General features: G+C 67.1%; 23 protein-coding genes. 9 read left to right on the top strand and 14 right to left on the bottom strand.

What is annotated here, in order from left to right; translation table 11 throughout:
- The first annotated feature begins 251 nt into the window (after positions 1-251).
- The 3 genes from WFK36_RS20320 to WFK36_RS20310 all read left to right on the top strand — a co-directional run bounded on the left by WFK36_RS20320 (position 252) and on the right by WFK36_RS20310 (position 3,844).
- On the top strand, positions 252-836 hold the full coding sequence (locus tag WFK36_RS20320) for a TetR/AcrR family transcriptional regulator (RefSeq protein ID WP_336794066.1): 585 nt from the start codon (positions 252-254) through the stop codon (positions 834-836).
- A gap of 142 nt (positions 837-978) precedes the next feature.
- The gene (locus WFK36_RS20315; protein ID WP_336793866.1) at positions 979-2,202 is read left to right on the top strand and encodes a Glu/Leu/Phe/Val dehydrogenase dimerization domain-containing protein; all 1,224 of its coding nucleotides are present in this window, start codon (positions 979-981) and stop codon (positions 2,200-2,202) included.
- 43 nt (positions 2,203-2,245) lie between these two features.
- Positions 2,246-3,844: a thiamine pyrophosphate-binding protein gene (locus WFK36_RS20310; RefSeq protein WP_336793865.1), complete on the top strand. Its 1,599-nt coding sequence runs from the start codon at positions 2,246-2,248 to the stop codon at positions 3,842-3,844.
- 330 nt (positions 3,845-4,174) lie between these two features.
- Here the strand turns inward: WFK36_RS20310 and WFK36_RS20305 are convergent, their stop codons facing one another.
- Both WFK36_RS20305 and WFK36_RS20300 read right to left on the bottom strand, forming a co-directional pair.
- The gene (locus tag WFK36_RS20305) at positions 4,175-5,653 is read right to left on the bottom strand and encodes a cytosine permease (protein ID WP_336793864.1); all 1,479 of its coding nucleotides are present in this window, start codon (positions 5,651-5,653) and stop codon (positions 4,175-4,177) included.
- Positions 5,653-5,817 carry a hypothetical protein gene (locus tag WFK36_RS20300; RefSeq protein ID WP_336793862.1) on the bottom strand — a complete coding sequence of 55 codons (165 nt, stop codon included), beginning with the start codon at positions 5,815-5,817 and terminating at the stop codon, positions 5,653-5,655. The genes WFK36_RS20305 and WFK36_RS20300 overlap by 1 nt, the downstream gene beginning before the upstream one ends.
- A gap of 125 nt (positions 5,818-5,942) precedes the next feature.
- Between WFK36_RS20300 and WFK36_RS20295 the strand changes: the two genes are divergently transcribed.
- The gene (locus WFK36_RS20295; protein WP_336793860.1) at positions 5,943-7,331 is read left to right on the top strand and encodes a flavin monoamine oxidase family protein; all 1,389 of its coding nucleotides are present in this window, start codon (positions 5,943-5,945) and stop codon (positions 7,329-7,331) included.
- Between the two features lie 202 nt (positions 7,332-7,533).
- Here the strand turns inward: WFK36_RS20295 and WFK36_RS20290 are convergent, their stop codons facing one another.
- The 4 genes from WFK36_RS20290 to WFK36_RS20275 all read right to left on the bottom strand — a co-directional run bounded on the left by WFK36_RS20290 (position 7,534) and on the right by WFK36_RS20275 (position 12,954).
- Entirely contained in the window at positions 7,534-8,127 is a 594-nt protein-coding gene (locus WFK36_RS20290) for a TetR/AcrR family transcriptional regulator (protein ID WP_336793858.1), read from the bottom strand.
- Positions 8,128-8,252: 125 nt separating this feature from the next.
- Positions 8,253-9,413 carry an acyl-CoA dehydrogenase family protein gene (locus WFK36_RS20285; RefSeq protein WP_008380509.1) on the bottom strand — a complete coding sequence of 387 codons (1,161 nt, stop codon included), beginning with the start codon at positions 9,411-9,413 and terminating at the stop codon, positions 8,253-8,255.
- Between the two features lie 33 nt (positions 9,414-9,446).
- A complete protein-coding gene (locus WFK36_RS20280) occupies positions 9,447-10,883 on the bottom strand; it encodes an aldehyde dehydrogenase family protein (RefSeq protein WP_336793856.1) in 1,437 nt (478 codons plus the stop codon).
- Between the two features lie 28 nt (positions 10,884-10,911).
- The gene (locus WFK36_RS20275; protein WP_336793854.1) at positions 10,912-12,954 is read right to left on the bottom strand and encodes an acetate--CoA ligase family protein; all 2,043 of its coding nucleotides are present in this window, start codon (positions 12,952-12,954) and stop codon (positions 10,912-10,914) included.
- 203 nt (positions 12,955-13,157) lie between these two features.
- Between WFK36_RS20275 and WFK36_RS20270 the strand changes: the two genes are divergently transcribed.
- A complete protein-coding gene (locus WFK36_RS20270; protein WP_336793852.1) occupies positions 13,158-14,033 on the top strand; it encodes a DNA-3-methyladenine glycosylase family protein in 876 nt (291 codons plus the stop codon).
- Positions 14,034-14,082: 49 nt separating this feature from the next.
- On the opposite strand, the gene WFK36_RS20265 is transcribed toward WFK36_RS20270, so the two are convergent.
- From WFK36_RS20265 to ramB, 8 genes are all read right to left on the bottom strand, one after another.
- A complete protein-coding gene (locus WFK36_RS20265) occupies positions 14,083-14,712 on the bottom strand; it encodes a helix-turn-helix domain-containing protein (RefSeq protein WP_336793850.1) in 630 nt (209 codons plus the stop codon).
- Positions 14,713-14,874: 162 nt separating this feature from the next.
- Complete coding sequence (locus WFK36_RS20260) at positions 14,875-15,510, bottom strand: helix-turn-helix domain-containing protein (protein ID WP_336793848.1); 636 nt, start codon at positions 15,508-15,510, stop codon at positions 14,875-14,877.
- A 12-nt stretch (positions 15,511-15,522) separates the two neighbouring features.
- On the bottom strand, positions 15,523-15,846 hold the full coding sequence (locus WFK36_RS20255) for a cupin domain-containing protein (protein ID WP_008380517.1): 324 nt from the start codon (positions 15,844-15,846) through the stop codon (positions 15,523-15,525).
- Positions 15,843-16,637, bottom strand: coding sequence for a class I SAM-dependent methyltransferase (locus WFK36_RS20250; protein ID WP_336793845.1), 795 nt, complete (start codon positions 16,635-16,637; stop codon positions 15,843-15,845). Before WFK36_RS20250 ends, WFK36_RS20255 begins: the two co-directional genes overlap by 4 nt.
- Before the next feature lie 61 nt (positions 16,638-16,698).
- Entirely contained in the window at positions 16,699-17,355 is a 657-nt protein-coding gene (locus tag WFK36_RS20245; protein WP_336793843.1) for a class I SAM-dependent methyltransferase, read from the bottom strand.
- Entirely contained in the window at positions 17,355-17,888 is a 534-nt protein-coding gene (locus WFK36_RS20240; RefSeq protein ID WP_008380522.1) for a carboxymuconolactone decarboxylase family protein, read from the bottom strand. The genes WFK36_RS20245 and WFK36_RS20240 overlap by 1 nt, the downstream gene beginning before the upstream one ends.
- Before the next feature lie 34 nt (positions 17,889-17,922).
- The gene (locus tag WFK36_RS20235; RefSeq protein ID WP_336793841.1) at positions 17,923-18,861 is read right to left on the bottom strand and encodes an alpha/beta hydrolase; all 939 of its coding nucleotides are present in this window, start codon (positions 18,859-18,861) and stop codon (positions 17,923-17,925) included.
- Between the two features lie 51 nt (positions 18,862-18,912).
- Positions 18,913-20,337, bottom strand: coding sequence for an acetate metabolism transcriptional regulator RamB (ramB, locus tag WFK36_RS20230; protein ID WP_008380524.1), 1,425 nt, complete (start codon positions 20,335-20,337; stop codon positions 18,913-18,915).
- Positions 20,338-20,416: 79 nt separating this feature from the next.
- Here ramB and WFK36_RS20225 point away from each other — a divergent pair, with 79 nt between their 5' ends.
- The 4 genes from WFK36_RS20225 (at position 20,417) to WFK36_RS20210 (ending at position 24,843) form a co-directional block, all read left to right on the top strand.
- A complete protein-coding gene (locus WFK36_RS20225) occupies positions 20,417-21,187 on the top strand; it encodes a hypothetical protein (protein ID WP_336793840.1) in 771 nt (256 codons plus the stop codon).
- 366 nt (positions 21,188-21,553) lie between these two features.
- Complete coding sequence (aceA, locus tag WFK36_RS20220; RefSeq protein ID WP_008380526.1) at positions 21,554-22,846, top strand: isocitrate lyase; 1,293 nt, start codon at positions 21,554-21,556, stop codon at positions 22,844-22,846.
- 125 nt (positions 22,847-22,971) lie between these two features.
- Positions 22,972-23,859 carry a 3-hydroxybutyryl-CoA dehydrogenase gene (locus tag WFK36_RS20215; RefSeq protein WP_336793839.1) on the top strand — a complete coding sequence of 296 codons (888 nt, stop codon included), beginning with the start codon at positions 22,972-22,974 and terminating at the stop codon, positions 23,857-23,859.
- 231 nt (positions 23,860-24,090) lie between these two features.
- A complete protein-coding gene (locus WFK36_RS20210; RefSeq protein ID WP_336793838.1) occupies positions 24,091-24,843 on the top strand; it encodes a DNA repair protein RecN in 753 nt (250 codons plus the stop codon).
- The last annotated feature ends 151 nt before the right edge of the window (positions 24,844-24,994 follow it).

Raw genomic sequence — 24,994 nt, 5'->3', positions numbered from 1 at the left:
AGGTGAGCTCGGGGAGGGAGTCGCCGGTTCGTCTGAACCGGCCGTCGGGGCTATGGACACGGGGATGTCTCCTGAAGTGTATGCGGGGGCCGTGCACGTTCGATGTGGTCGGGCAACTACGCAAGTAGCTGACTATGTACTCAGTCAGCTATTAGAGAATGCGATGGCGGTCACATGTTTGTCAAGGCTTGCCGGGTGTCACATTTCGTGGCTGCGCATATCGGGCCCGTAGCATTGCCTGCGTGGCACGTATGACGAGAGACTCCGCCGAGCGGCGCGAAGGGATCCTCAGGGCGACCCTCGACATGATCAAGGAGGGTGGGATCGATCGTGTCCGCGGCGCCGACGTGGCCAAGCGGGTCGGCGTCAGCGTCGGACTGGTGTTCTACCACTTCGACAATCTGGAGACGTTGATCGTCGAGGCTCTGACCTACGCCGCCAATCGGGACATCGAGCATCGGGACGCGGCGCTGGCCGCGTCCTCGTCGGACGTGACCGAGCGGTTGCACACGATGCTTCGCGAATACGGCCCCTCCGGATCGGAGTTCGGGTGGCGTCTCTGGGTGCAGGCGTGGTCGGCGAGTCTGCGCGACCCGACGCTCCGTCGGGTGGTTCACGATCTCGATGAGGGGTGGCGCGCGGTGATCGTCGGCATCATCGACGAGGGCGTTGAGCAGGGTGTCTTCACCTGTCCCGATCCGGTCGCCGCAACGTGGCGCCTCACCTCGATGCTCGACGGCCTAGCGGTTCAGCACGTGGTGTTCGACGACACCGTCACCGTCGCGCAGATCCGCGACTGGACTCAGGTGGCGTTGAGCCGCGAACTCGGCATCTGACGTCGTCTCGACGAAGGGGTTGCGTCGCCGCTGTGATCGGTGCCATACTGACTAAGTACTCAGTCAAGCGTTGGTTCCATGCAGTCACGAACTGTTCCGAGTCGACGTCACCGTCGACCCCCGTCACGCCCAGGAGCGATACATGTCCCTGACACTCCCCAATGCGATCGACGCCTCCGCAGGCGCTCGCGACGACAACGCCTTCTTCGAGATCGTCTGGCACGACACCGAGAGTGACGCCACCGGCTATGTGGTCATCGACCAGCTGGTGCGCGGTGTCTCCTCCGGCGGTCTGCGCATGCGCGCCGGCTGCACCCTCGACGAGGTGCGCGGCCTGGCTCGCGGCATGACCCTCAAGGAGGGCGTCCACTACGAGCCCGGAGCCCGCTACGTTCCGCTCGGCGGCGCCAAAGGCGGAATCGACTTCGATCCGTACAGCCCCGAGGCGGACGGCGTCCTCCGCCGCTTCCTGCAGGCCACTGCACCGATCATCGACACCCGGTGGACCATGGGCGAAGACTTCGGCGTCCAACAGACCACCATCGACCGCCTCCTCCCCGAGGTGGGACTTCGCAGCTCGATTCAGGCCGCCGAGCGGGTCGTCGACGATCCCGAAGCCGCGCGCGGCCGCATGGCCACGGCGTTCAACAGCGTCGTCGACGGCGTGAGCCTCGACGAGTTGGTCGGCGGCTACGGCGTGGCCAAGGCCGCCCTCGCCGCGATGGCCCGTCGCGACATGGCGCCCGCCGACACCACCGCGGTGATCCAGGGCTTCGGCTCGATGGGCGGCGCGACGGCTCGTTACCTCGCCGAGGTCGGCGTCCGTGTCGTGGGCATCGTCGACGTCGAAGGCGTGGTCTACAACGAAGCCGGCCTCGACGTGGAAGAACTGCTCCTCACGCGCAGCGCCAAGGGCAACGTCGACCGCACCAAGCTCCGCGACGGCGACCGCTGCCTGGACTCGTCGGAATGGCTCTCGATCGACGCCGACGTGCTCGTCCCCGCCGCCATCTCGTACTGCATCAACGACGGCAACCAGGATCAGATCCGCGCCCGCCTCGTGGTCGAAGCCGCGAACATGCCAGTCACTCCGGAAGCCGAGGAACTCCTCCGAGCGCGCGGCATCGAGGTCTCGCCCGACTTCGTCGCCAATTCGGCGACCAACGCCTGGTGGTGGTGGGTCTTCTTCGGCGACGTCGACGGTTCTCCCGAGCAGTCGTTCGTCAAGATCAACAGCCGCATCACCGCGCTGAGCGACGAGATGTTCGACATCGCCGACGCCGAGGGAGTCTCTCTCCGCGCCGCCGCGTTCGAGATGGCCTCCCGCAAGTTGGCCGCTATCTCCGACGAGTTCCCGATCTACTGAGCCGGCTTCCCCGTCTCGACTTCAACAGAGAGTTCAGATATCCATGTCAGCTAGTGTTCTCCGCTCGGGAGGCGGCGCCGTCGTCGACGCGCTGGTCGCTCACGGTGTCGACACCGTCTTCGGCATCCCCGGCACGCACAACCTCGCGATCTACGCCGCGCTCGAGGCGTCGTCGATCAAGCACGTCACTCCCCGCCACGAGCAGGGAGCGGGCTACGCGGCCGACGGCTATGCACGACTGTCCGGCCGACCGGGCGTAGTCGTGACGACCACCGGCCCGGCGATCCTCAACGCATCGGCTGCTGCGGCGCAGGCGTACTCGGACTCGGTTCCGGTCCTGTTCATCGCGCCCGGCATGCCGTCGGATCATCCGAGCGGATACAACGGCCTGTTGCACGAGGTGCGCAGCCAGATCGACGCGATGTCGGCAGTCGTCGCCCACGCGCAGCGCGTGACCAGCGTCGCGGAGATCCCGCACGCCGTCGCGCAGTGCTTCGCCGCGATGACCACGGGGCGTCCGCGTCCGGCATACCTGGAGATCCCGCTCGACCTGCTCGAAGCGCAGGCAGAGGTCGTGGCGGAGGCTCCGGTCGTCGTGCCGTCGATCGTCCCGGCGGAGTCGGTCGTCGCCGCTGCAGCCGAGGTGATCGCGTCCGCGCAGCGCCCGTTGATCGTTGCGGGCGGCGGCGCGAGCCGTGCCACCGCGGAAGTGTTGGCTTTCGCCGAGAAGTTCGACGCGCCGGTCGTCACGACGGCCAACGGCAAGGCGGTCGTCCGTGAGGACCACCCGCTGGCACTGGGCGCGGGTGTGCCGCTCGAGGTGACTCTCGATCTGGTCCGCGACTGCGATGTCGTCGTCGCCGTCGGCACCGAACTGGCGCCGGCCGACTGGTGGTGGGGCCCGATGCCTGCGACCCGTCTGGTTCGCATCGACATCGATCCGCTTGCGGTCGCGACCAACGCGATCCCCGAGGTGGCAGTGGTCGGCGACGCCGCGGCGGTCCTCGCCGATCTCACCGAGCGGCTCGCCCCGGTGACCGGCAGGGCTGACAGCGGCGCCGACCGCGCGGCCGCGTGGCGTCCCAGGCTCATCGAGGACGCACGCACCATCGGTGCGGCGTACGTCGGACTCGCCGAGTCGCTCGCGGAGGTCCTCGACGACGACGCCGTGATCGTCGCCGATCAGACGATGTCGTGCTACTACGGCCTGATGGGCAACTTGCCGCGCTACGCGCCGCGGTCGTTCATGTACCCGTCGGGTCTCGGCACCCTCGGGTACTCGCTTCCCGCGGGCATCGGTGCGATGGTGTCGACGCCCGGTCGACAGGTGGTCGCGGTGATCGGCGACGGCGGCGTGATGTTCTCGCTGCCCGAGCTCGCAACCGCGGCCCAGGCGGGAATCGCCCTGCCCGTGGTGGTCGTCGACAACGGCGGATATGGAGAGATCCGCAACGAGATGGTGGACCGGGACGAGACGCCGATCGCGGTGGACCTTCCGACGCCGGACTTCGCCGGTGTCGCTCGGGCCCTGGGCTGTCACGGTGTCGACGCCGCGTCGTATGCGGAGGTCGGCCCGGCCGTTCGTGAGGCGTTCGCCGCCGATCGTCCGACGCTGATCTACGTGCGCGAGCCCGCTGTCTGATCCCCGCTCGAGCAGAAGGCCCGGAACCCGCCGCCCGGCGGGTTCCGGGCCTTTCGTGTACCCGGCGGCACGCTTCGACTCACTTCGTTCGCTCAACGAGCAGTGGGCGGAGTCTTGCGGGCGCGCTTCGACTCACTGAATGAGGCGGGGTGTTTCCCTGCTCCTTGAGTGAGGCGGGGTGTTTCCCTGCTCCTTGAGCGAACGGAGTGAGTCGAAAGGTCGCTCGCCGCTGATCTGCTCCCGGGAGCCGTCGGTCTGGTCAGCTCAAAACGTCAACGCCCGGAACCTCGTCATGAGGTTCCGGGCCTTTCGCGTGAGGATGTGCTCAGGTCACACGTCGGCAGTGGAGGTCCGGACCGCGGGCGAGTAGAGCCCGAGCCCGGCCGGGATCACCACCGCGCGTGTCAGGACGTAGTGCGTCAGCCCTGCGACGATGAATGACGGTACAGACGCCGTCGTGTACTTGAAGATGCTCGCCGGCTCGTACGTGATCGGGTTGAGGAGCATGCAGTACACCAGAACGCCGAGTCCGACCGATGCGAAGGCGCAGATGTTCACGCCGCGCCAATAGCCGTATCCCGAGTCCCGCGTGTCAGCGTAGAGCTGGCGGACATCCAGGCAACCCCGCCGCAGGACGAAGTAGTCGACGATCTGGACCCCGCACAGCGGCGCGAGGAACAGTGCGCCCCACGACAGGAACTGGCTGTAGTTGTCGTAGACCGCCTGGGGGAAGAAGACGAGGATCACGGCTGGGCCGAGGATCACGGTGATGAGCACTGGCCAGGAGATACCGCGCAGGAGTCGGCCTCCGCCGCCGCGGAGGGCGACCATCGAGGCGTAGCCCTGGGACAGGATGGCGGTGATGTTCGCGAGCGCGACGACGAAGAGCGCAAGCACGCCGAATGTGCTGCCGATGAGAGGGATCATCCACTCCGTCGGGTCTTCCAACTTGAGGGTCAGTGCTGCGAAGACGCCGACCACCGCTGCGACGACGGACGCGCCGAAGATGCCGAGGAAGTTCGGCCAGAAGGCAGACCGAGACGTCCTTGTGAGACGTGCGAGATTGCCCATGTTCGGCCACCACGCGAACCCTCCAGCGATGTTGATCTCGATGGCCAGCATGAAACTGACGTGTGAGTCCTCCGCCGGTTCGAGCGGTGCGAGGGACGCGATGTGGTCCCAGGTGTCGCGGCGCAGCACCATGATGAGGATCGCGATGATGATCAGGATGAGCAGCGGTGCGATCACCTGACAGACGCGTTCGACCGAGACCGGGCCCCGCGACAGGATGAGCCACGAGACCACGACGGCGCCGACCGCGATGATCGACAGCGCCGTGCTCGAATCTGACAGTTGCCACCCGAACATGTGACTGAGTGCGTTGACCATTCCGTGGCCGAGCATGATTGCGAGGACGGCGGACCACGCGGCTGCGAGCAGAGTGGACATGAAGACCATGACCACTCGGGCGCCGACGCTGCCGAAAACACTGCGCAGCCCGATGAATTGCTCCACCCCGTACTTGGCCGAGGGCAGGCACGGTGCCAACGCTACGAAGAAGACGGCGATTCCGTAACCGATCGCGATCGTCGCAATGGCCTGCTTCGCGCCGACGTAGTACGCGACCGCCGCGCCCTGCAGGAACGCCCAGGTTGCGACGGCGAGGCCGATGTTCACGACTGAGTAGTCCCAGAATCCCCAGATGCGCTCCCGTCGAGTCAACGGCAGCTCGTTCAGAGTCGCGTCGTCGACGTCGGGCTGGTTCTCGGTGATGACAGTGTCCTCGGTGACGGCTTTTCGAGAGCGCATCAGAGGCACCACCAGAGGAGGAGAAGGGTGCCGGCTGCAAGTCCGACCGCGCACAGCACGATGTCGCGCAGCGGAAGGTCGGGGAGGATCATCCCGTTGTCCTCAGGGGACTCCAAGAGTTTGAGGCGGCGCTCGAGCTCGGTGTCGAATGCATCGGTTGGCATGGACGGCCTTTCTGACTGACGAACCAGTTAAAATACTTTGTGCCTCACCTCACATGCTTGTCAAGACTGGATCCAGATCACGAATTTGATTGACTGGTCCGTCAGTTAATGCGACGATGGGGCCCATGTCACATTCCGAAAGCGTTCAGGCAGAGCTCTCCGGCAAGGTCGAAGTCGCAATCATCGGCGCAGGCTATGCAGGTCTGTCAGCGGCGCTGAGTCTCGTCGACGCAGGTGTCGAGGCGATCGTTCTGGAAGGTTCGGACCGAGTCGGTGGGCGCACGCTGTCGGAGGTCCGACCCACGGGCGTCGTTGTTGACCACGGCGGCCAGTGGGTGGGCCCCACGCAGACTAGGTTGCTCGCGCTCGCGAATCGATTCGGTGTCGAGACGTTCCCGACCTACTGGGCCGGTGATCACCTAGAGATCTGGGCGGACAGTCGAGTGAATCGCTACCGCGGTGCGGGTCCGGACGAAGGTGACGGGCTGCATGAGTACGAGGAGCACATCACAGTGCTCGACGCGCTTGCGTCGACCATCGATCTGCAGAATCCTCCGGGGTCGCCCGGAGCGGATCTGCTCGACGACGAGTCCGTCGCGTCGTACCTACGCCGCGAGGTGCCGAACGAAGGCGCGCGTCGCCGTTTCGCTCTTGCGGTGGAAGGTGTCTGGGCATGCGAGCCGGGGCATGTCTCGATGCTTCACTTCCTCTTCTACATCGCAGCCGCGGGCAGCTTCGACGAACTGATGGAGACCGACGGATGCGCGCAGGACTCCCGGTTCGTCGGTGGCGCTCAGGCGCCGGCGATCGCCGCGGCAGCGTACCTCGGTGATCGGGTCCGTCTCGGTCACCGAGCGGATCGAGTGGTCGTTCACGAGGACGGTGTGCTCATCGAGACGACTGAAGGCGTCGTGCGGGCCGACCGGCTGATCGTCACTCTGCCTCCGCAGGCTGCAGGAGCGCTCCGGTTCGACCCGCCGCTGCCGCCGGCGAAGGCGAGGTTCGTCGATCGGAGTGTGATGGGTGACGTCGCGAAGGTCCACGTGACGTATCCGGTGCCGTTCTGGCGTGCGGAGGGACTCAGCGGTCAGGCGACAATCTATGACGAGCGGGAGACCGGCGTCGTCTTCGACAACTCTCCCGATGACGCGAGCTCGGGTGTGCTCGTCGGGTTCGTTTACGGTCGTCGCGTGGACCCGTGGGCGACGCTCGACGCCGACGCGCGACGGGCGTCGATTCTGGCCACGCTCACTGAACTGTTCGGCGCACGCGCGCAGGAACCGATCGACTACGTCGAAAAGATCTGGTCGATCGATCCGTGGATCCGCGGCGCGTACGCGGCCAACCCGACACCGGGCGCGTGGACGGCGTACGGAGAGAAGGGATGGCGACGTCCCACCGGTCGCATCCACTGGGCGGGGTCGGAGACGTCGAGTGTCTGGAACGGATACATCGACGGAGCGATCGCGTCTGGGCAGCGAGCTGCGCAGGAGATCCTCGACCGCCGCGCGTAGGCGGCACGCTTCGACTCACTTCGTTCGCTCAACGAGCAGTGGGGACTTCGTCTGCTCAACGATCAATGGGGACTTCGTTCGCTCAAGGAGAGGTGGTGACTCCGCTCGCTCAACGAGTAGTGGGACGACCTGTCCTTGAGCGAACGGAAAGCCTTTCTGCTCCTTGAGCGAACGGAGTGAGTCGAAAGGTCGTTGGTCGGGATCAGGCGGTGATCGCGTCGAGGTAGGAGTCGATGCGCGCGATCATCCGGTCGAGAGGCATCTCGGGGGAGTGCATGAGGTTCTGGATGCTCATGCCGTCGATCATCGACACGAGAACGTCGGCGAACACGTCGGCGTCGCCCTCGATGATCTGACCGCGCTCCTGGCCGTGGGCGACTAGATCGCGCACGAGATCGCGCCACTGTCCGTACAGTCGGGCGTTGATCTCTTGAAGAGTCTCGTCCCGCATGCCCTCGGCCCACAGCTCGGCCCACACGCGCCATGCGCGGATCGATGCCTCGGTCACGGGCAGATTGCTGTGTGCCAGCGCCCGCAGGGTTGCCAGGGAGTCAGTCTGATCGCCTGCGAGCATCGCACGACGTCCTTCGATGGACCGCTCGTAGTTCAGCTCGAACGCAGCGTTGATCACGTCGCGCTTCGTGTCGAAGTAGTAGTGCACGGTGCCGGACGACACGCCGGCCTTCTTGGCGACGTCGGAGAGACGCAACGACTGCATGCCGCGGTCGGCGATCACTTCGCACGCCGCGGACAGGATCTGCTCGCGGCGCTCGGCCTCCACACTGGGACGTGCCACTGGTTACTCCTCAATCGAGCCGTCGTCGATGAATCCGACCCTACCCAAGATGATCGGTGCGCCGATCAAGAAAATGAACCGCGGCGCCGCCGGACGGCGACACCGCGGTTCTTCGTGCCGTGTGATCAGTCGAGGTTGCGCGAGATGACGAGCTTCATGATGTCCGAGGTGCCTTCTTCGATCTCCTCGAGCTTCACGTCGCGCATCCACTGCTCGACGGGGAACTCGCGGGAGTAGCCCCAGCCGCCGAGCGTCTGGACGGCCGCGTGGGTGACGAACATGGCGGTCTCGGACGCCTGCAGCTTGCACATCGCGGCGAGACCGGTGGCGCGCTGGCCGCTGTCGATCACGCGGGCGGCGTGGTGGACCAGCAGACGGGCCGACTCGATGCGGGTCGCCATCTCGGCGAGACGGAACGCGACGGCCTGGTGCTCGATGATCGGGACACCGAACTGCTTGCGCTCGCGGGCGTAGTTCAGGGCGTACTCGTACGCTGCGCGTGCTGCGCCGACGGCGGCGGCGCCGAGGACCACGCGCGAGATGTCGAAGGTGCCCATGAGGCCGTAGAAGCCCTGGCCCTCTTCACCGAGACGATCCTCGTCGGGCACGAACATGTCGTCGAAGAACACCTCGCGGCAGACGATGGCGCGCTGGCCCATCTTCTTCATCGGCTCGCCGAACGAGACGCCGGGGGTGTCCTTCTTGAACATGAAGGCGGTGACGCCGGCCGACCGCTTGGTCTTGTCGGTCTTGGCGAAGACGACGTACTGCTCAGCGGCGCCCGCGTTGGAGATCCACGCCTTCTGGCCGTTGATCTTGTATCCGCCGTCGACCTTGGTGGCGGTGGTGATGATCGACGCCGCGTCCGAACCGGAGCCGGGCTCGGTGGTGGCCAGCGAGGTCATGATCGCGTCTGGGCCGGTGGTCGGCGGCAGCCACTTGCGCTTCTGCTCCTCGGTGCCGAGGACCATGAGCGGGTCGGAGAAGAAGCCGTTCGAGCAGACGAGGTTGCCGATGCCGGGATCGCCCCAGCACAGCTCCTCCTGAACGAGGCACTGGGTGAAGACGTCGGTCATGCCGCCGCCGCCGTACTCGGTGGGGATCATGAAGTCGGCGATGCCGACCTGCGCGGCCTTGCGGAAGATGTCGACCGGGGTCACGGTGTCGGCCTCGTCGACCTCACGGCCGCGCGGGCGGATCTCCTTCTCCGCGAAATCGTGGCAGAGCTCGATGATCTGCTTCTGCTCGTCGGTCAACGGGAATGCGGGGATGTTCACGGTGCTCATGGGATGCCTTTCTGGAGGTGCTCGAGGGAGGGGCTACAACTGGATGCTGGTGATCTCGGTGAACTCTTCGAGTCCGACGGGACCGAGTTCTCGGCCGAGTCCGGAGGCCTTCCAGCCGCCGAACGGTGCACGCGGATTGAACGGCGCGCCGTTCACGTCCACCTGACCGGTGTCGATGCGCGACGCCACAGCGATCGCGCGGTCGGTGTCGCCGGACCAGACGGCCCCGGCGAGGCCGTACTCGCTGTCGTTGGCGAGTGTCACGGCGTGGTCGTCGCCGTCGTGCGGAAGCACGACGATGACCGGACCGAAGATCTCGTCGCGAACCGCCGGGTCGTCGGCCTGCAGGTCGGCGAGGACGGTGGGTGCGACGAAGTGTCCTCCCGGGAACTCCGGCAGGGGATCGGGGCCGCCGCACACGAGGCGGGCGCCTCGGGTGAGGGCGCCGTCGATCGCGGAGACGATCGATGCGCGCTGGGCGGCGGAGATGACGGGTCCGAGGTCGGTGGACTCGTCGGTGGGGTCGCCGACGCGCATGGCGGCGACGGCGTCGGCGGCGATCGTCAAGGCGTCCTCGTACCGGCTGCGGGGGACCAGCAGTCGGGACCAGGCGCTGCACGTCTGACCTGAGTTCAACAGGCCCGCGGCGACGCTCGTGCGGACCGCCTCGTCCAGGTCCGCGTCGTCGAGGATCACGCTGGCCGACTTGCCGCCGAGTTCGAGGCATGCGCGTTTGATGTTCTGGGCGGCAGCCACGGCGATGGTCTTGCCGACGCCGGTGGAGCCGGTGAACGACACGACGTCGACGCCGGGGTGCTCGGCGAGAGCCGAACCCACCACGCGTCCGGCGCCGGGAACCAGGGAGAACACACCGGCCGGAACGCCTGCGGCCACGGCCGCATCGGCGAAGAGGTATGTCGACAGGGGAGTCAGCTCCGCGGGCTTCACCACGATCGGGCAGCCCGCGGCGAGAGCGGCGCCCGCCTTCGCGACCAGCTGATAGAACGGGTAATTCCACGGCGTGATGGCGGCGACGACACCGGCCGCCCGACGCAGGACGCGTGAGTTTCCGATCGTCGTCTGCCATTCGAAGGTCCGGGCCAGGCCTGCGAAGTCGGCCATGATCTCGATGCCGAGGTCGATGTGGGCCTCGCGGGCCACGGCGACCGGGGCACCGACCTCGGCGACGGTCGCGGCGACAAGATCGTCGCGCCGGTTGCGCAGCTCGGCGACCAGCGCGTCCAGGACGTCGGCGCGTGCCTCCGGCGATGCGGTGCTCCACGCAGGGAGTGCGGCGCGCGCGGCGGCGACTGCGTCGTCGACGTCGATCGCGGTGGATGACGCCGAGGTGCCGATCGTGGCGCCTGTCGCGGGGGCGTGGACGTCGACGGTCTCGGCCACGGTGCGCCATGCGCCGTCGATGAGCGCCGCGTCGCGCTGCCACAGGGCGACTGTCGTGGTGGCGGTCATGTGCTTGTCCTTCCTGGGTGAATGCTGGTCAGTTGTCGGTGACGATGAGCGCGTCGAGGGCGAGGACGCCGTCGGGGGCCACGCGCACGGGGTTCAGCTCGATCTCGGTGATCCGCGAATCGCTTGCCGCCAGGCGAGACACGGCGGCGACGACATCGGCCAGAGCCGCGACGTCGGTGGCGGGCTTGCCGCGCCATCCTGCGAGCAGTTTGTGAGCCCGCAGGCGCGAGATCATGTCGGTCGCGGTCGCAGCGTCGACGGGAGCCGATTCCATGACGACGTCGGCGTACACCTCGGTCGCCACGCCGCCGGTTCCGACGGTGACGGTGACTCCGAGGTCGGGGTGCCGCTGGCAGCCGATCAGGACCTCGACTCCGTCCGGGCGGGTGTCCATCTGTTCCAGCACGTAGTCGCCGTCGCCGAGTCGGGTGTGCATGTCGGTGAACACCGCCGCCACGTCGTCGCGGGTCAGTCCGACCTTCACGCCGCCGACCTCGCTCTTGTGCTCGAGCCATGCGGCTTTGAGGACGAGCGGGGCGGTGAGATCGGCCGCCGCGGTGACCGCTTCGTCCACGGTGGTGACGACGGTGCCCGCGGGGAACGACACGCCTTCGTCGAGCAGCAGAGCGCGGGCGTTCCAGTACCCCGCGGCGGGAGCCACACCGGCGGACGGCGCGACCGCGACGTCGCGGGCGGGCTCGCGGTAGACGGCGGTGCCCGACAGAGCGCGCAGCAACGGTTCGACAGTCCCGAAGGTGGGGACGCCTGCTGCCCACAGGGCATCGGCGACGGGTCCGGCGGCCTCCATGGAGTGCACGTACAGCGGCTTGCCCGCGGTGCGTGCGGCGTCCGCGAGCCGCTGGGCGAGGGCGAGCTCGTCGTCCATCAGGCCGGGGTTGTCGGCGCCGTAGCAACCGAAGTACCCGGTGAGCACCGCGGAGTCGACATCGGGATCGGCCAGTGCGAGGGCGACGGCGTTCACGTAGTTGGCGAGGTCGGCTTCTCCGGCGCCCGCCAGGTCGACGGGGTTCGACGTGGCCGCGCCCGCGGGAAGCAGATCAGTGAGGGCAGCGTCGGCCACGTCGCCGAGCGGCGGGACGGACAGTCCGTGCGCGGCCGCCTGGTCGGCCGCGATGCCGCACTGACCGCCGCTGTCGCCGACGATCACCGTGCGACGGCCCGCGGGCGCGGCACCCGCGATCACACTGCGCGCCACGTCGATCACCTCGCCGGGCGACTGAGCCCGCAGGACGCCTGCCGCGCGGCACGCCGCGTCGACGATGTCGACGGGTGCGGTCAGCGAGCCGGTGTGCGAACGGGCGAGGCGGCTGCCCGCGGCGCTGGCGCCGACCGTCAACAGGATCACGGGCTTGCCCGCGGCGCGCAGTGCGGCGATCGAGTCGAACAGCTCGGCGCCGCCGGTGAACGATTCGAGGTAGACGACCACGACGCGGGTCGCTTCGTGGTCGACGAGGTCGGCGAGGAGTTCGGCCGCTGTCACGTCGGTCTGGTTGCCGATCGACACGAAGCGCGAAACGCCGATGCCGTTGTGCTGGCCGAGGCGAGCGAGTTCGCTGCCGAGCTGACCCGACTGGGAGACGATCGCCATCGGACCCGCGGTGAAGTTGCCCCAGCTGAGGTCGAGTTCGCCTGCGGCGTCGTAGATTCCGAGGCTGTTGGCGCCGACGAGGCGGGCGCCGGCGGCGCGGATGCGCTCGGCGATCTCGCCCTCGTCCTCAATGCCCGCGGTGATGCCGAGGAAGCCCCGGGTGCCCATCGCGAGAGCCTCGTCGACAACGGCGCCGACCATCGGTCCGGGGACGCACAACGCGACGAGTTCGGGCGCCTCGTCGAGGGCGGCGAGAGAGGTGACGCAGGCGTGGCCGAGGACGTCGCCGCCGCGTGCGTTCACGAGGTGGACGTCGCGTCGGTGCGCCCCTGCGATTGCACCGGCCGCCAGCCAGTAGCCCCACTTGGTGCGGTTCGACGACGCGCCGACCACGGCGACCGAGCGGGGGGTGCTGAACACGGACAGTCCGTTGTGGAGGGAGTTCAGGACCGGGCTGTTCATGGGTGGTGCACCTCACTGATTCGGGGGAGTGTCAACAACTGACTGGCGGCTCAGTCAATAATTGTGAAGGCTGCCCGATCGTGTGTCAAGTCACATTTGAAAGCGGATGTGCCGAGATCATGCAGCGAGCGAGACGTCCCAGGTAGGAGGCCTCGGCCGAAGCGGTGGCGGTAGCCGCGGCGTACGGCCACTATGGACAGGCGATGACTGGCGAACGTATGTGGACGGTGGACGAGCCGTACGACCTCGATGCGATTCTCGGCGTCCATCGACGCGGCGCGCACGATCCCGCGTACCGGCGGGCGCCCGACGGGTCGATCTGGCGTGCAGTGCACACACCGGACGGTCCGGGAACTCTCACAGTCGTGTCGCACGGGGGCTCGATGACCGCTCGGGCGTGGGGACCCGGTGCGGAATGGCTCCTGGAGGCGGCACCCGACATGGTCGGAGTGAACGATCAACCGGACGACCTCACGCCGGTGGATCCGGTTGTTCGCAGACTCGTCTCTGGTGCTCCCGGGTTGCGCATCGGACGCAGCGGCCGGGTGTGGGAAGCGCTCGTCGGCAACGTCATGGAGCAGAAAGTGGTCGGCAGTGAGGCATATCGCGGATGGCGCTACCTGCTACGACGCTACGGAGTGCCCGCACCCGGGCCCGTGCCGCCGGACATGCGGGTCCCGCCGCCCCGGTCGGTGTGGCGCGACATCACCGAAGTCGACTGGCATCGCAGCGGACTCGAGCCCGTACGCATGCGGACCATTCGAGCAGCTGCGGCGGTCGACGTCGAGCGGCACGCGGACGCGCTGACCGCGCTTCGGGGAATCGGGCCGTGGACTGCGGCCCATACCCGAATCCGAGCGCTGGGAGACCCCGACGCGGTGCCGGTCGGCGACTATCACACCCCCTCGATCGTGGGGACCACGCTGATCGGGGAGAGAATCGACGACGCGCGCATGCTCGAACTCCTCGAGCCGTACCGAGGGCAGCGGTACCGCGTGGTTCGACTGTGCGAAGTCGCGGGGACCGCGCCCGAGCGCCGCGGCGCCCGCATGTCGGTCCGCGACTACCGCGACATCTGACGGCCACCGTTCGTCGAGCGGAAACCGTGCTCGACGAACAGTGGAGCGGTCAGCCGGACAGCACCACGATCAGTGTGCAGTCGCCGTCGGGGTCGGGCTCGATCGATGCGGTGACGTCGCTGATCAGGAGGTCGGTTGCGCCTTGGAGAGCTTCGTCCACGGCTCCGCGGAGGGCTCCGCGCGCAACTTCGGGCAGTCCGGGCGCGAGGTCGTCGAGCTCGCACGCGCACACTGTCAGCAGATGGCGGCCGAGCTCGGAGGCCACTGATCTCACCTCCACGCCCAGTCTCGTCAGTGTCGACTCGACGGCGATCACGGGGTCGGGAAGCGACGTCTGCGGTGCCGGCGCGAGCTGCCGGGCCCACTCGCGTCCGACGTCGGACGCGGCGTCTTCTCGTGCTTCGGGTGTGTCCCCGAGTCTCATCAACAGCAATCGGGTGAGACGGGCGGCGGCCGCCGGCGGTGCGATCCGATACGCCACGCGGGGGCGGCCGACACCTTCCGGCGGCAATTGGACCGTAACGGCGTCGCCGTCGGTGACCAGGTTGATCAGGTGGAATCGGGCGGTCGTCGAGTGGATGCTCAGCGCTCGCGCCACCTCGTGGGCGTCAAGGCCCGACTCCGACTCGGCGAGCAGATCGCGCACCCGGTCGCGCGGCTTGCCGATCACGTCAGTCATCGTCGGTCGTTCCCCTGTGGTCGGCTGGATGCGTGGCAGAACTGACAAGTGTGCCAGCACCGAACCCGGTGCGTACCACCCGGCCGCCGACATGCCGTCCCGGTCGGTGCTCCGCCGTGGATCATCACGAGGTCCACGGACAACGGTCTCAGCGTCGGCCGGTCAGGTGAGGATCAGCGTCAGTGAGCAGTTGCCGCTTGCGTCGGGTTCCACGTGAACGGCGTAGGTGCGGTCGAGGATCGGTGACGCTGCCGCAAGCGATTCCTCGACGGCGCCGCGGATCACTCCGCGGGCGATCTCGGGAACTGTGCCCGCGAGATGTTTCAGGGGGCACGAGCAGACGTTCACCCTGTGACGGCCGAACTCTGACAGTGCTCCCGTCACACGAAACCCGAGGCGGGTGAGGGCGGCCTCGACGGCGATCACGGGATCCGGCGGCAGCGCCTGCGGCGGCGCGGCATGCATACGTGCCCAGTCGTGGCCGGCGACGGCGGCCGCGTCCTCCCTCTGCTGCGCGGTGGCGCCCAGCTGCATCAGGAGGAGCGAACCGAGTTCGTCTGCGGCGGGCTGCGGCGCGATACGGTAGGCGACTCGTGGTCGTCCGACGCCTTCGGGCGCCAACTGAACCGTGACAGCGGTGCCCTCGTCGACGAGGTTCTTCAAATGGAATCGAGCCGTGGTGACGTGGACGTCGAGGGCCCGGCCCACTTCGTGCGCGTCGAGGCCGTCCGCCGCCTCGGCGAGGAGAGCACGAACACGTTCCCGTGGTTTCGCGGTGATCACGTTGTCATCAGCCATCGCCGGCGACTTCTACTTTCCATGGACGACGACGAGGGCGACGGCCCCCGCCTCGACGGCCTTCAGCGAATGGGGGACGCGGGCGTCCACGCGGATCGCAGTGCCGGGTCGAAGCTGCACGGTTGTGCCTTCGACGGTGAAGTCAATGACACCCGACTGGCCCATGACGACGATCGGGTGGACTGCCACGTGTTCGCGCATCTCCTGGCCGTCGGCGAACGCGATCCGCACGATCGTCTCGCTCTCGCTGAGATGCAGACGCTTCACCGTCGCGCGGTCCCCGGCGGCGTCACCCGGTGCGTTCAGGCCGTCAAGGTAGGTGAAGTGGTCGCTCATGACGGCTTCACTGCGATCATCTCGATGGCTGCCATCTCCTTGCGGTACTTGCGGAACACCTTGCGCATAGCCAGGATCCGCCCGCGTGCCGCACTGTTGCCCGCGATGTTCCAGACGATGCGCAGGGTCTGAGCCACGCCTTCGTCGGCGATCATGCGACGCGGCTGCAGCAGTGCCATCGGAGCGAAGCCGACCTCTTCGATGACGAACCCGGCCTCTTCGAGGAGTGCGCGCCATTCGGCTTCGGTGAGGGGACGGGCGTTGACCTTGATCGACTTGGCGAGGGCCCTGCGGATCTCGGTCTTCTCCGCGTCGTCGAGGGTGTCGGGGTGCAGCGCCAGCTCGTGGATCGCGTAGCGGCCGCCCGGTCGCAGGACGCGGAACGCCTCGGCGACGATCTCGTTCTTGCCGCGGTCCCCCTGCATCGTCAGCATGGCTTCGCCGACCATGACGTCGGCCGATTGGGCGTCGAGTCCCGTCTGGTTCGCCTCGGCGAGCCGGACCGTGCCGCTCGTCCCGATGGCGTCGGCCGTGAGGTCGACGGCTTGGGGGTCGGCTTCGATTCCGATGTAACTGGCGGGCTTGCGGTGCAAGATGTCGACGGCGGTCTTGCCGAGTCCGGGTGCGAGTTCCACGACGTCGGCGTCGGTGACACGGGCGTCATCGAGGAGGCGTTCGGTGAGTTCCTGACCGCCGGGACGCAGTACGCGTTTGCCCATGCGGGCGAGGAGCCAGTGGCCGGGCATGTCGTCGTCCTTGCGGGCGGCGAGGGGGAGTTCGGAACTGGACATGGTGCCTCCCGAGAATAGTTTGAATGAACTTTCTCATTTAAATAGGCAACCCTTGCTTTGGTCAAGCGTGTGGCGGCTCACCCGCCTTGTGAGCGTGGATGTACTGTCCGACGCCGGTGATCGTCTGCTCCAGATGGACGGCGCCTAGTCGTGAGAACCGCATCAGCAGTTCGTCGCGCCCGAAGATCCGCAGGCCCGACAGGCCCGCGACCTGACGTGCTCCGGGAAGCGCAGCGATCGATGCCTCGACGGAGGTGAAAACGATGACCTCGCCGCCGGGCGCGCAGACGCGCATCATCTCGTCGAGCACGGGCAGTGGATCCGGAATCAGATACAGCGCCGCCAGGCAGAGGACGGTGTCGAAGGAGTCGTCCGGGAACGGCAGTCTGTGAGCGTCGCCCCTCACGTACGTCACCCGGGTGCCACGATTGTCCCGTGCAGCTTGTGCGAGCATCGACGCCGAGAAGTCGACGCCGACGTACCTGCCGTCACCCGTCAGGCCCTTCGACGCGTCGCCGCTGTAATTGCCGGGGCCGCAGGCGATGTCGAGGACGTGACGATCGCCTGGCTGGGCGAGACGTGCGCGGAGGGCGCGGTCGTAGTCGGCGGTCCCTGAACCGCCGAGGCTGAATCCGCGCGTGAACAACGGTCGCCACGCGCGTTCGTACACTTGCGAGAACACCGGGGCGGCCATCAAACGCTGGGCGATGGACACCATCAGAAGGTGTCCCGTTGCACGCGGAGCACACCGATGGTGGTGGCCAGGGAGTCGTACTGTCCGACGAGGAGCGTGAACGCGATCGCCTGGCGTTCGGTGAGGTGGCGACGAAGCGCGTCCCACGTCTGATCGGAGACATCCCGATCGGCGACGATCTCTCCGACGGCGAGCAGCAGGCTGCGTTCACGGTCGCCCCACTCGGCGTCCGGGCCCTCGATGATGCGGTCGAAGGCGTCGGCGCTGATTCCGGCCTTGGCGCCGAGGCGGCGATGGTGGTCGAGTTCGTAGTCGCATCCACGCAGGTGAGCCACGCGGATGATGATCATCTCCGTCTCCCGGCGGGAGAGTTCGCCGAAGGGCATCATGCGCGACGAGAAGTGCAGCCAGCCTCGGAACAGGCCCTTGCTTCGTCCCAGCGTCGCGAAGATGTGCGCGTTGTCGGTTCCGGTCGCGAGCGACATCGCGCGCACCACCATCCAGTTGATCGGTCCGAGATCGCCGAAGCCGCCCGGGCTCACACGAGGTGTGGTCATGCCCACACCGTAGCCCGTGTGCTCGGGTTCGGGGTCAGCGGTGGAGGGCGGGAGCGAGGGTGCGCCAGCTGTCTTTGAGTTCGCGATAGAACAGGCCCCACGTGTGAGCGCCCGTGGAGAACACCCGATAGGTGTGTCGGACGCCCGCCCCCATGAGCGCGCTGCGCATCTGAGAGGTGCAGTCTCGGACGATCGTCTCGACCTGAGTCGGGCCGACGATGAGCCCCGGGTAGCCGAGGACCGGGCCGTCGAACCGGCCGGGGACGCCGCTGCCGACGCCCAGGTACACGGCTTTGTCCGCGAGGCGGAGAGGATTGCGCGCCGGATCGTGATCGACCCAACCGGGAGCACTGGGCGCACCGAACACCGCGAACGGGTTCTGTCCGCCGCTGGCCATCGTCGCGACGACCGCGGTGGTCCCCAGCGGGGACGTGATCGCCGGGCAGCCGCTGTACGACGCCGCTGCGACGAATCGGCGATCGCGACCGGCGATGTCGAGCGCGGACGAGGCGCTGTGCGACAGACCCGCGATGCCCGCCCTGCCCGTCGTCGGGAAGCGGGCGTCGATCGCGGTCGGAAGCTCGTGTGTGAGGTAGCGCTGCCACCCCGGGGGCGAATACCAGGTGTAGCCGCCGCCGACCGGCGACACCACGGTGACACGTTTGCCCGCGAAGAACTTCCGGTACCGCGTTTTGCGCAGCCAGCTGTCGCCGTCGACGCCGCCGGACTTCCCGTTCAGGAGATAGAACACAGGAGTCGCGCCGGGGCCTCCAGGCAGCAGCACCTGGTTGGTGATCGTCGTTCGAAGTGCGGGGGAGTAGACCCGGACGAGCGCGAGCTGGCCGTCGACCCGATGAACACTCACGACGCGTGCAGTAGCGGCATCGGCGGTGCCGGGTTGCCCGGCCAACGTGGCGACGATCGCCGCGACAACTGTCAGCAGTGTGAGTTTCGTCCGTAGTCCTGAGGTCACAGGGACTGATGGTGCCGGACGGACATCACGAAACGATAATCGGGCTAGCCCTCACGTTGTGGTGTACGGCGAGACCGTGCTGCGGTGCTCTTCGATGTCGAGCGTCGATCCGAGCGGCGGGAACGCTCGCTGCGGACAGTTCTTTCGATCGCAGACACGGCAGCCCGCGCCGATCGGCGTGGCCCTCGCGTCCGCGCCGATCCCGACGCCGTCGGAGTAGACGACACGATTCGCATGGCGCAGTTCGCAGCCCATGCCGATCGCGAACGTCTTGCCAGGCTGCCCGTACCGGGCGGCGCGACGTTCCACAGTTCTCGACACCCAGAAGTACTCGCGGCCGTCGGGCATCTCGGTGATCTGAGTGAGGATCTTCCCCGGTGAGGTGAACGACTCGTACACGTTCCAGAGCGGGCAGGTGCCGCCGCTCGAGGAGAAGTTGAATCCGGTCGCCGACTGCCGCTTCGACATGTTGCCTGCGCGGTCGACGCGGACGAACGTCCACGGCACCCCGCGCAGATTCGGCCGCTGCAGCGTCGACAGTCGGTGGCAGACGGTCTCGTAGGAGACGGCGTAGAACGCGGAAAGCCGTTCGATGTCGTACCGGTAGTCCTCGGCCGCGCCGTGGAACTGGGCGTACGGCAGCACGGCAGCCGCGGCGAAGTAACTCGCGAGCCCCTGCCGCGCGAGGGCCGTCGCGTCGTCGGTGGAGAACCCGCCCTCGGCGACCAGCGACGTGATGAGATCGCCGAACTCCAAGTACGCGAGCTCTGCCGCGACCTTGAACGCACGCTGCCCGGGGGACAGCGCTGCGGAGAACTCGATCAGTCGTTGGTCCTTGTCGAAGCGGTGCAGCACATTGTCGCCGAGGTCGACGCGCCGCGCGATCCGGACGCCGTGCACGTCCTCGATGCGCGAGGTCAGACCGGCTCGGACGTCTGCCGAGTGCATGCGCATGCGTGAGGTGAGGCTCTCGGCGGCCTCGTCCAACTCGTGGATGTAGTTGCGCCGTTGATAGAAGAAGTTCCTCACTTCTTCGTGTGGTGCACTGATCGCGCCGCGGCCGCCGGGCTCACCGCGGCCCGCGGTGGCGGCGGCGAGTTGTTCGGACACCACGCGGTATCGGCTGTACATGCCGACCAGTGCCTCGGCGATCGCCCGGTGCGAGCCGACCATCGCCGACACCTCGTTGGCGTCGCTCGCCGCCGGATCGAAATCTAGGTCCTCGTCGAGCAGTGCCTCGCGGAGTTCGGCGACGAGCCGGACATCGTCCTGGGGATCGAAGAACCCTATGTCGATGCCGAAGATCTCGGTGATCTTCGCCAGCACCGGTGCGGTCAGGGGTCGGGTGTCGTGCTCGATCTGATTCAGGTACGACGCCGAGATCCCCAGGGTCGACGCCATCGTCAGCTGTGACAGCCCTCGCTCACCGCGGAGTCGGCGCAGACGCGCGCCGACGTACATCTTCTTGCCACTCATCGAGTGCGGGATCCTCCCTGCCACGCAGCGCGCGGATCGAATCGGGTGCCGACATCGACCGTCGGGGTACCGTGACCGCGTGCGATCACGACTCTCGGGTACGTCCATCATCACTGTTTCGACTGCGGTTGTCGCGGCGATGCTCCTGACCTCGTGTGGATCATCCCAACCGGCCGATCCCGGCTCGGACCTCCCGTCGCGACTGCTTCCGGGCGACTCGGTGCCGCAGGGCTTCACCGTGGTCCCGCAGTCGGTCGGCGAGCTGATCGCGGCCAATCGCAGCACGCTCGAATCGGCGTCGACCGTCGGGTTCGTTCCGGCCGAGTGCAAGCCGACGGCCGATGCCAAGTTCAACCCGCAGCTCACAGAGGACAACACCGTTCTGCTCGTGGCGCAGTCGGAGACCGGCACGTTCAGTGAACTCCTCACCACGGTGCGGCGTGACGTCGATGCCGACCGCCGTGACACCAGCGGGCCGTGCGCTTCGGTGACTGCGACCCCGTCGACCGGCTCCCTCGCGGGAATACCGATCGTCAACACGTCGGTCGAACTCCCCGCGCTGCGCGGCGACGACATCGTCGTCTCGTATCTGGTCCGGACCGACTCGGTGAAACGGCCCGCGGGCACCAACCCCCGCTCGCGCACCGCGCTGCTCGCCAACGTGCTCGTGAAGCGGCCCGGAGGACAGGTCGTGACAATCCAGATGGGTGTCTCCGGAACGGAGGTCGAAGTGACGCCGGAGGTCGCCGCGGGCGCCGTGCCGGGGGCTCCGCTGACCCAGCCGCCGCTCGACGAGGCCGCGTTCACCGACCTCGTGAAGGCTGCGGTGGAGCGCGCTGCCGCAGAGTAGGCGACACCGCTCGTCACGCACAGTGCGGTGATGTCACTCACACGCACGAATTCTTGTGTGAGCCACCGCGCATGTGTAGACGCTGAGCGTCACGTGAGGGCGGGAGTGGGCCGCCCGGCGTTTTCCCAGTACGCGCGTACTTTTTTGTTGAGAGGCCCTCCGTGAGGGCCTCTGAATCTTCACAACATTTGCAAAAACGGGATGAGTGCTGTTCGAAGTTTGCATCGGCAAGGGCTAGACCAGGACGTTTGATCTGTGGCAACCTTGCGTCAGGCATCGCCTCCAGGTGCACTCCGGTTCGCAATCGGGGAGTACCGAGATCCAAGAAGACACTGCGAATCAGCAGTTCTAACGAAAGCGAAGGCTATGAGCAACGTCGGAAAGCCGCGTACCGCCGCCGAGATCCAGCAGGATTGGGACACCAACCCGCGCTGGAACGGCATCACCCGTGACTACACCGCAGAGCAGGTCGTGCAGCTGCAGGGTTCGGTCGTCGAGGAGAACACCCTCGCCCGCCGCGGCGCCGAGATCCTGTGGGACGGCGTCACCAAGGGTGACGGCAGCTACATCAACGCCCTGGGCGCGCTGACCGGCAACATGGCCGTCCAGCAGGTCCGTGCGGGCCTCAAGGCCATCTACCTGTCGGGCTGGCAGGTTGCAGGCGACGCGAACCTCTCGGGCCACACCTACCCGGACCAGTCGCTGTACCCGGCCAACTCGGTCCCCGCCGTCGTTCGTCGCATCAACAACGCGATGCTGCGCGCTGACGAGATCGCCGCAGTCGAGGGTGACAACTCGGTCGACAACTGGGTCGTCCCGATCGTCGCCGACGGCGAAGCGGGCTTCGGTGGCGCACTCAACGTGTACGAGCTCCAGAAGGCCATGATCTCGGCCGGCGCCGCAGGCACCCACTGGGAGGACCAGCTCGCCTCGGAGAAGAAGTGCGGCCACCTCGGCGGCAAGGTGCTCATCCCCACCCAGCAGCACATCCGTACGCTCACCTCGGCTCGCCTCGCAGCCGACGTCGCGAACACCCCCACCGTCGTCATCGCCCGCACCGATGCTGAGGCCGCAACCCTGCTGACCTCGGACGTCGACGAGCGTGACCGCCCGTTCCTGGACGGCACCCGCACCGCCGAAGGCTTCTACGGCATCAAGAACGGCATCGAGCCCTGCATCGCCCGCGCCAAGGCATACGCCCCCTACGCGGACATGATCTGGATGGAGACCGGCAAGCCCGACCTCGAGCTCGCCAAGCAGTTCGCCGAGGCTGTCAAGGCAGACTTCCCGGACCAGCTCCTCTCGTACAACTGCTCGCCTTCCTTCAACTGGAAGCAGCACCTGGACGACGACACCATCGCCAAGTTCCAGAACGAGCTCGGCGCGATGGGCTTCACCTTCCAGTTCATCACCCTCGCAGGCTTCCACGCCCTCAACTACTCGATGTTCGACCTGGCTCACGGCTACGCCCGCAACCAGATGTCGGCATACGTCGACCTGCAGGAGCGCGAGTTCGCTGCTGAGGAGCGCGGCTACACCGCCACCAAGCACCAGCGTGAGGTCGGCGCAGGTTACTTCGACAAGATCGCCACCACGGTCGATCCCAACACCTCGACTGCAGCCCTCAAGGGCTCGACCGAAGAGGGCCAGTTCCACTAAGCCCTTCGACTGCGCTCAGGAGACTGGGTGCACGGTTGACGCCTTGACGATCCCGGGTCAGGCGGGGCCTCCGGCCCCGCTCGGCCCGGGATTGTTGCTACCTACCCCTGGAGCGCGGAACTACCATGGCAAGCGAGAAGATCTCCCGCGTCGGCGTTGTCGGCGCAGGTCAGATGGGTTCCGGTATCGCCGAAGTATGTGCCCGCGCAGGAGTCGACGTCCTCGTCTACGAGTCGAGCAGAGAGCTCGTGATCGCCGGACGGGCGCGCGTCCTCGGCTCCCTCGACCACGGTGTGTCCACCGGAACGCTCACCGAACGTGAGCGTGAGCAGGCGTCGTGGCGGCTGCGCTTCACATCCGACCTCGCCGATTTCGCGGACCGTCAACTGGTCGTCGAAGCCGTGATCGAGGACGAAGACGTCAAGACCGCGATTTTCCGCGAGCTCGACGGCGTTGTCGTCGACCCTGACGCGGTTCTCGCCTCCAACACGTCGTCGATCCAGATTCGCACGCTCGGCTCGGCGACGCGGCGCCCTTCCCGCGTGGTCGGCCTCCACTTCTTCAATCCGGTTCCCGTGCTCCCGCTGGTGGAACTGGTCACCACCGAGGCCGCAGGCGTCGACGTGATCGCTCGCGCCGAGACCTTCGCCCACGATGTCTTGGGCAAGCAGGTGATCCGCTCCGACGACCGATCCGGGTTCGTCGTCAACGCGCTCCTGGTCCCGTACCTCTTGTCCGCGATGCGGATGGTCGAGAGCGGTTTCGCGACTGTGGACGACGTCGACAATGCGATGGTCCTCGGGTGCGCCCATCCGATGGGGCCGCTCAAACTGGCCGACCTCGTCGGCCTCGACACCGTGAAGGCGATCGCGGAGAAGATGTTCGACGAATTCAACGAACCGTTGTATGCGCCGCCCGCGGTGCTCGTGGAGAAGGTGGCCGCGGGGAGTCTGGGAAAGAAGTCGGGTTGCGGCTTCTATGAGTACTCCGACCGCGTCGCTGTCGCCTCGTAGTAGAGACCCGCGCTCCGCACTCATTTTGCTAGCAGTGAGCTGAAGTCTCGGATCCGCGTGGAGCAGAGGCTTCCGATTAGTAACTCTGCAGGTCAACCTGGTGAAAACTCGTGGTTTCAGATGTTTTACCTTCCGGTGATCCTTGCCACGTTCGCTAGCACGGTGCTTGCTCTAGTTAGCAGATTGCGTGATACTCGAAGAGTCAAGCAACAACGTGAACTAGGAGTTCCCATGAGCACCGCCGAACGCACCCTCCCCACTCCGGTCTTCGCTGTCGTCGGCGCAGGCGACGCTGCCGTCCAGGAAGTCAAGGACGCCCTCGCCGACCTGCGTACCCGCGCAGAAGCCCGCCGCGAAGCGACCCAGACCCGCATCGAGAGCGCCCGCGCCCGCCTCGAGTCCACCCGCACCCGCATCGAGGAGCTCCCCACCGAGTTCCCGAGCATCGACGAGCTCCGCGAGAAGCTGACCGCAGAAGAGCTCCGCAAGGTCGCCGATCCCTACGTCGAGCGCGCCACCAGCCTGTACAACTCGCTCGCTGAGCGCGGCGAGACCGCCGTTGCCCGCATCCGTGAGAACGCTGTCGTGTCGGAGAACCTGACCCGCGTCGAGAAGGCCTACAACGACGCCGTCGACCTCACCGAGGACGCACTGGGCGCCGTGTCGTCGCAGACCCGCGCGGTCGGCGAGCGTGCCGCCGGACTCGTCGGCCTCGCAGCCGACAAGGTCGAAGACGCAGCCGTCGACCTCTCTGAGGCTTCGACCAAGGTCGAAGAAGCAGCCGTCAAGGTTGAGCAGGCCGCCGCAAAGGTCAAGGCCGACACCAACGCCGCAGCCAACAAGGTCGCAGGTGCCGCCGGCACCGTCGAGGCCAAGGCTCGCACCGCCGCCGCGTCGCCCGCCAAGAAGGTCGCCGCCGCCAAGAAGGCCGCAGCACCGGCTAAGAAGGCCGCCCCGGCCAAGAAGGCTCCGGCCGCCAAGTAAGGTCTACTCGAAAGGCCCCGTCACCTCTCTCTGCAGGTGGCGGGGTCTTTCGCGTTCCCCTGCTCATTGAGCCGCCTTCGAGGCGCTAGCCGAGGTGGCGTGTCGAAGTGTGGTGCCAGTTGCGCCGAGGGGCGAGAACAGCGGTCGCGCA

Origin of the sequence: Gordonia malaquae, assembly GCF_037148075.1 — a bacterium.
GTDB lineage: Bacteria > Actinomycetota > Actinomycetes > Mycobacteriales > Mycobacteriaceae > Gordonia > Gordonia malaquae.
This window is presented reverse-complemented; position numbering and strand designations above follow the sequence as displayed.

What these genes read in the sequence shown, in the direction of transcription:
- WFK36_RS20320 (WP_336794066.1), top strand. Translation starts at nt 252, where the DNA reads ATGACGAGAGACTCCGCCGAGCGGCGCGAAGGGATCCTCAGGGCGACC.
- WFK36_RS20315 (WP_336793866.1), top strand. Translation starts at nt 979, where the DNA reads ATGTCCCTGACACTCCCCAATGCGATCGACGCCTCCGCAGGCGCTCGC.
- WFK36_RS20310 (WP_336793865.1), top strand. Translation starts at nt 2,246, where the DNA reads ATGTCAGCTAGTGTTCTCCGCTCGGGAGGCGGCGCCGTCGTCGACGCG.
- WFK36_RS20305 (WP_336793864.1), bottom strand. Translation starts at nt 5,653, where the DNA reads ATGCGCTCTCGAAAAGCCGTCACCGAGGACACTGTCATCACCGAGAAC.
- WFK36_RS20300 (WP_336793862.1), bottom strand. Translation starts at nt 5,817, where the DNA reads ATGCCAACCGATGCATTCGACACCGAGCTCGAGCGCCGCCTCAAACTC.
- WFK36_RS20295 (WP_336793860.1), top strand. Translation starts at nt 5,943, where the DNA reads ATGTCACATTCCGAAAGCGTTCAGGCAGAGCTCTCCGGCAAGGTCGAA.
- WFK36_RS20285 (WP_008380509.1), bottom strand. Translation starts at nt 9,413, where the DNA reads ATGAGCACCGTGAACATCCCCGCATTCCCGTTGACCGACGAGCAGAAG.
- WFK36_RS20280 (WP_336793856.1), bottom strand. Translation starts at nt 10,883, where the DNA reads ATGACCGCCACCACGACAGTCGCCCTGTGGCAGCGCGACGCGGCGCTC.
- WFK36_RS20275 (WP_336793854.1), bottom strand. Translation starts at nt 12,954, where the DNA reads ATGAACAGCCCGGTCCTGAACTCCCTCCACAACGGACTGTCCGTGTTC.
- WFK36_RS20270 (WP_336793852.1), top strand. Translation starts at nt 13,158, where the DNA reads ATGACTGGCGAACGTATGTGGACGGTGGACGAGCCGTACGACCTCGAT.
- WFK36_RS20265 (WP_336793850.1), bottom strand. Translation starts at nt 14,712, where the DNA reads ATGACTGACGTGATCGGCAAGCCGCGCGACCGGGTGCGCGATCTGCTC.
- WFK36_RS20260 (WP_336793848.1), bottom strand. Translation starts at nt 15,510, where the DNA reads ATGGCTGATGACAACGTGATCACCGCGAAACCACGGGAACGTGTTCGT.
- WFK36_RS20255 (WP_008380517.1), bottom strand. Translation starts at nt 15,846, where the DNA reads ATGAGCGACCACTTCACCTACCTTGACGGCCTGAACGCACCGGGTGAC.
- WFK36_RS20250 (WP_336793845.1), bottom strand. Translation starts at nt 16,637, where the DNA reads ATGTCCAGTTCCGAACTCCCCCTCGCCGCCCGCAAGGACGACGACATG.
- WFK36_RS20245 (WP_336793843.1), bottom strand. Translation starts at nt 17,355, where the DNA reads ATGGTGTCCATCGCCCAGCGTTTGATGGCCGCCCCGGTGTTCTCGCAA.
- WFK36_RS20240 (WP_008380522.1), bottom strand. Translation starts at nt 17,888, where the DNA reads ATGACCACACCTCGTGTGAGCCCGGGCGGCTTCGGCGATCTCGGACCG.
- ramB (WP_008380524.1), bottom strand. Translation starts at nt 20,337, where the DNA reads ATGAGTGGCAAGAAGATGTACGTCGGCGCGCGTCTGCGCCGACTCCGC.
- aceA (WP_008380526.1), top strand. Translation starts at nt 21,554, where the DNA reads ATGAGCAACGTCGGAAAGCCGCGTACCGCCGCCGAGATCCAGCAGGAT.
- WFK36_RS20215 (WP_336793839.1), top strand. Translation starts at nt 22,972, where the DNA reads ATGGCAAGCGAGAAGATCTCCCGCGTCGGCGTTGTCGGCGCAGGTCAG.
- WFK36_RS20210 (WP_336793838.1), top strand. Translation starts at nt 24,091, where the DNA reads ATGAGCACCGCCGAACGCACCCTCCCCACTCCGGTCTTCGCTGTCGTC.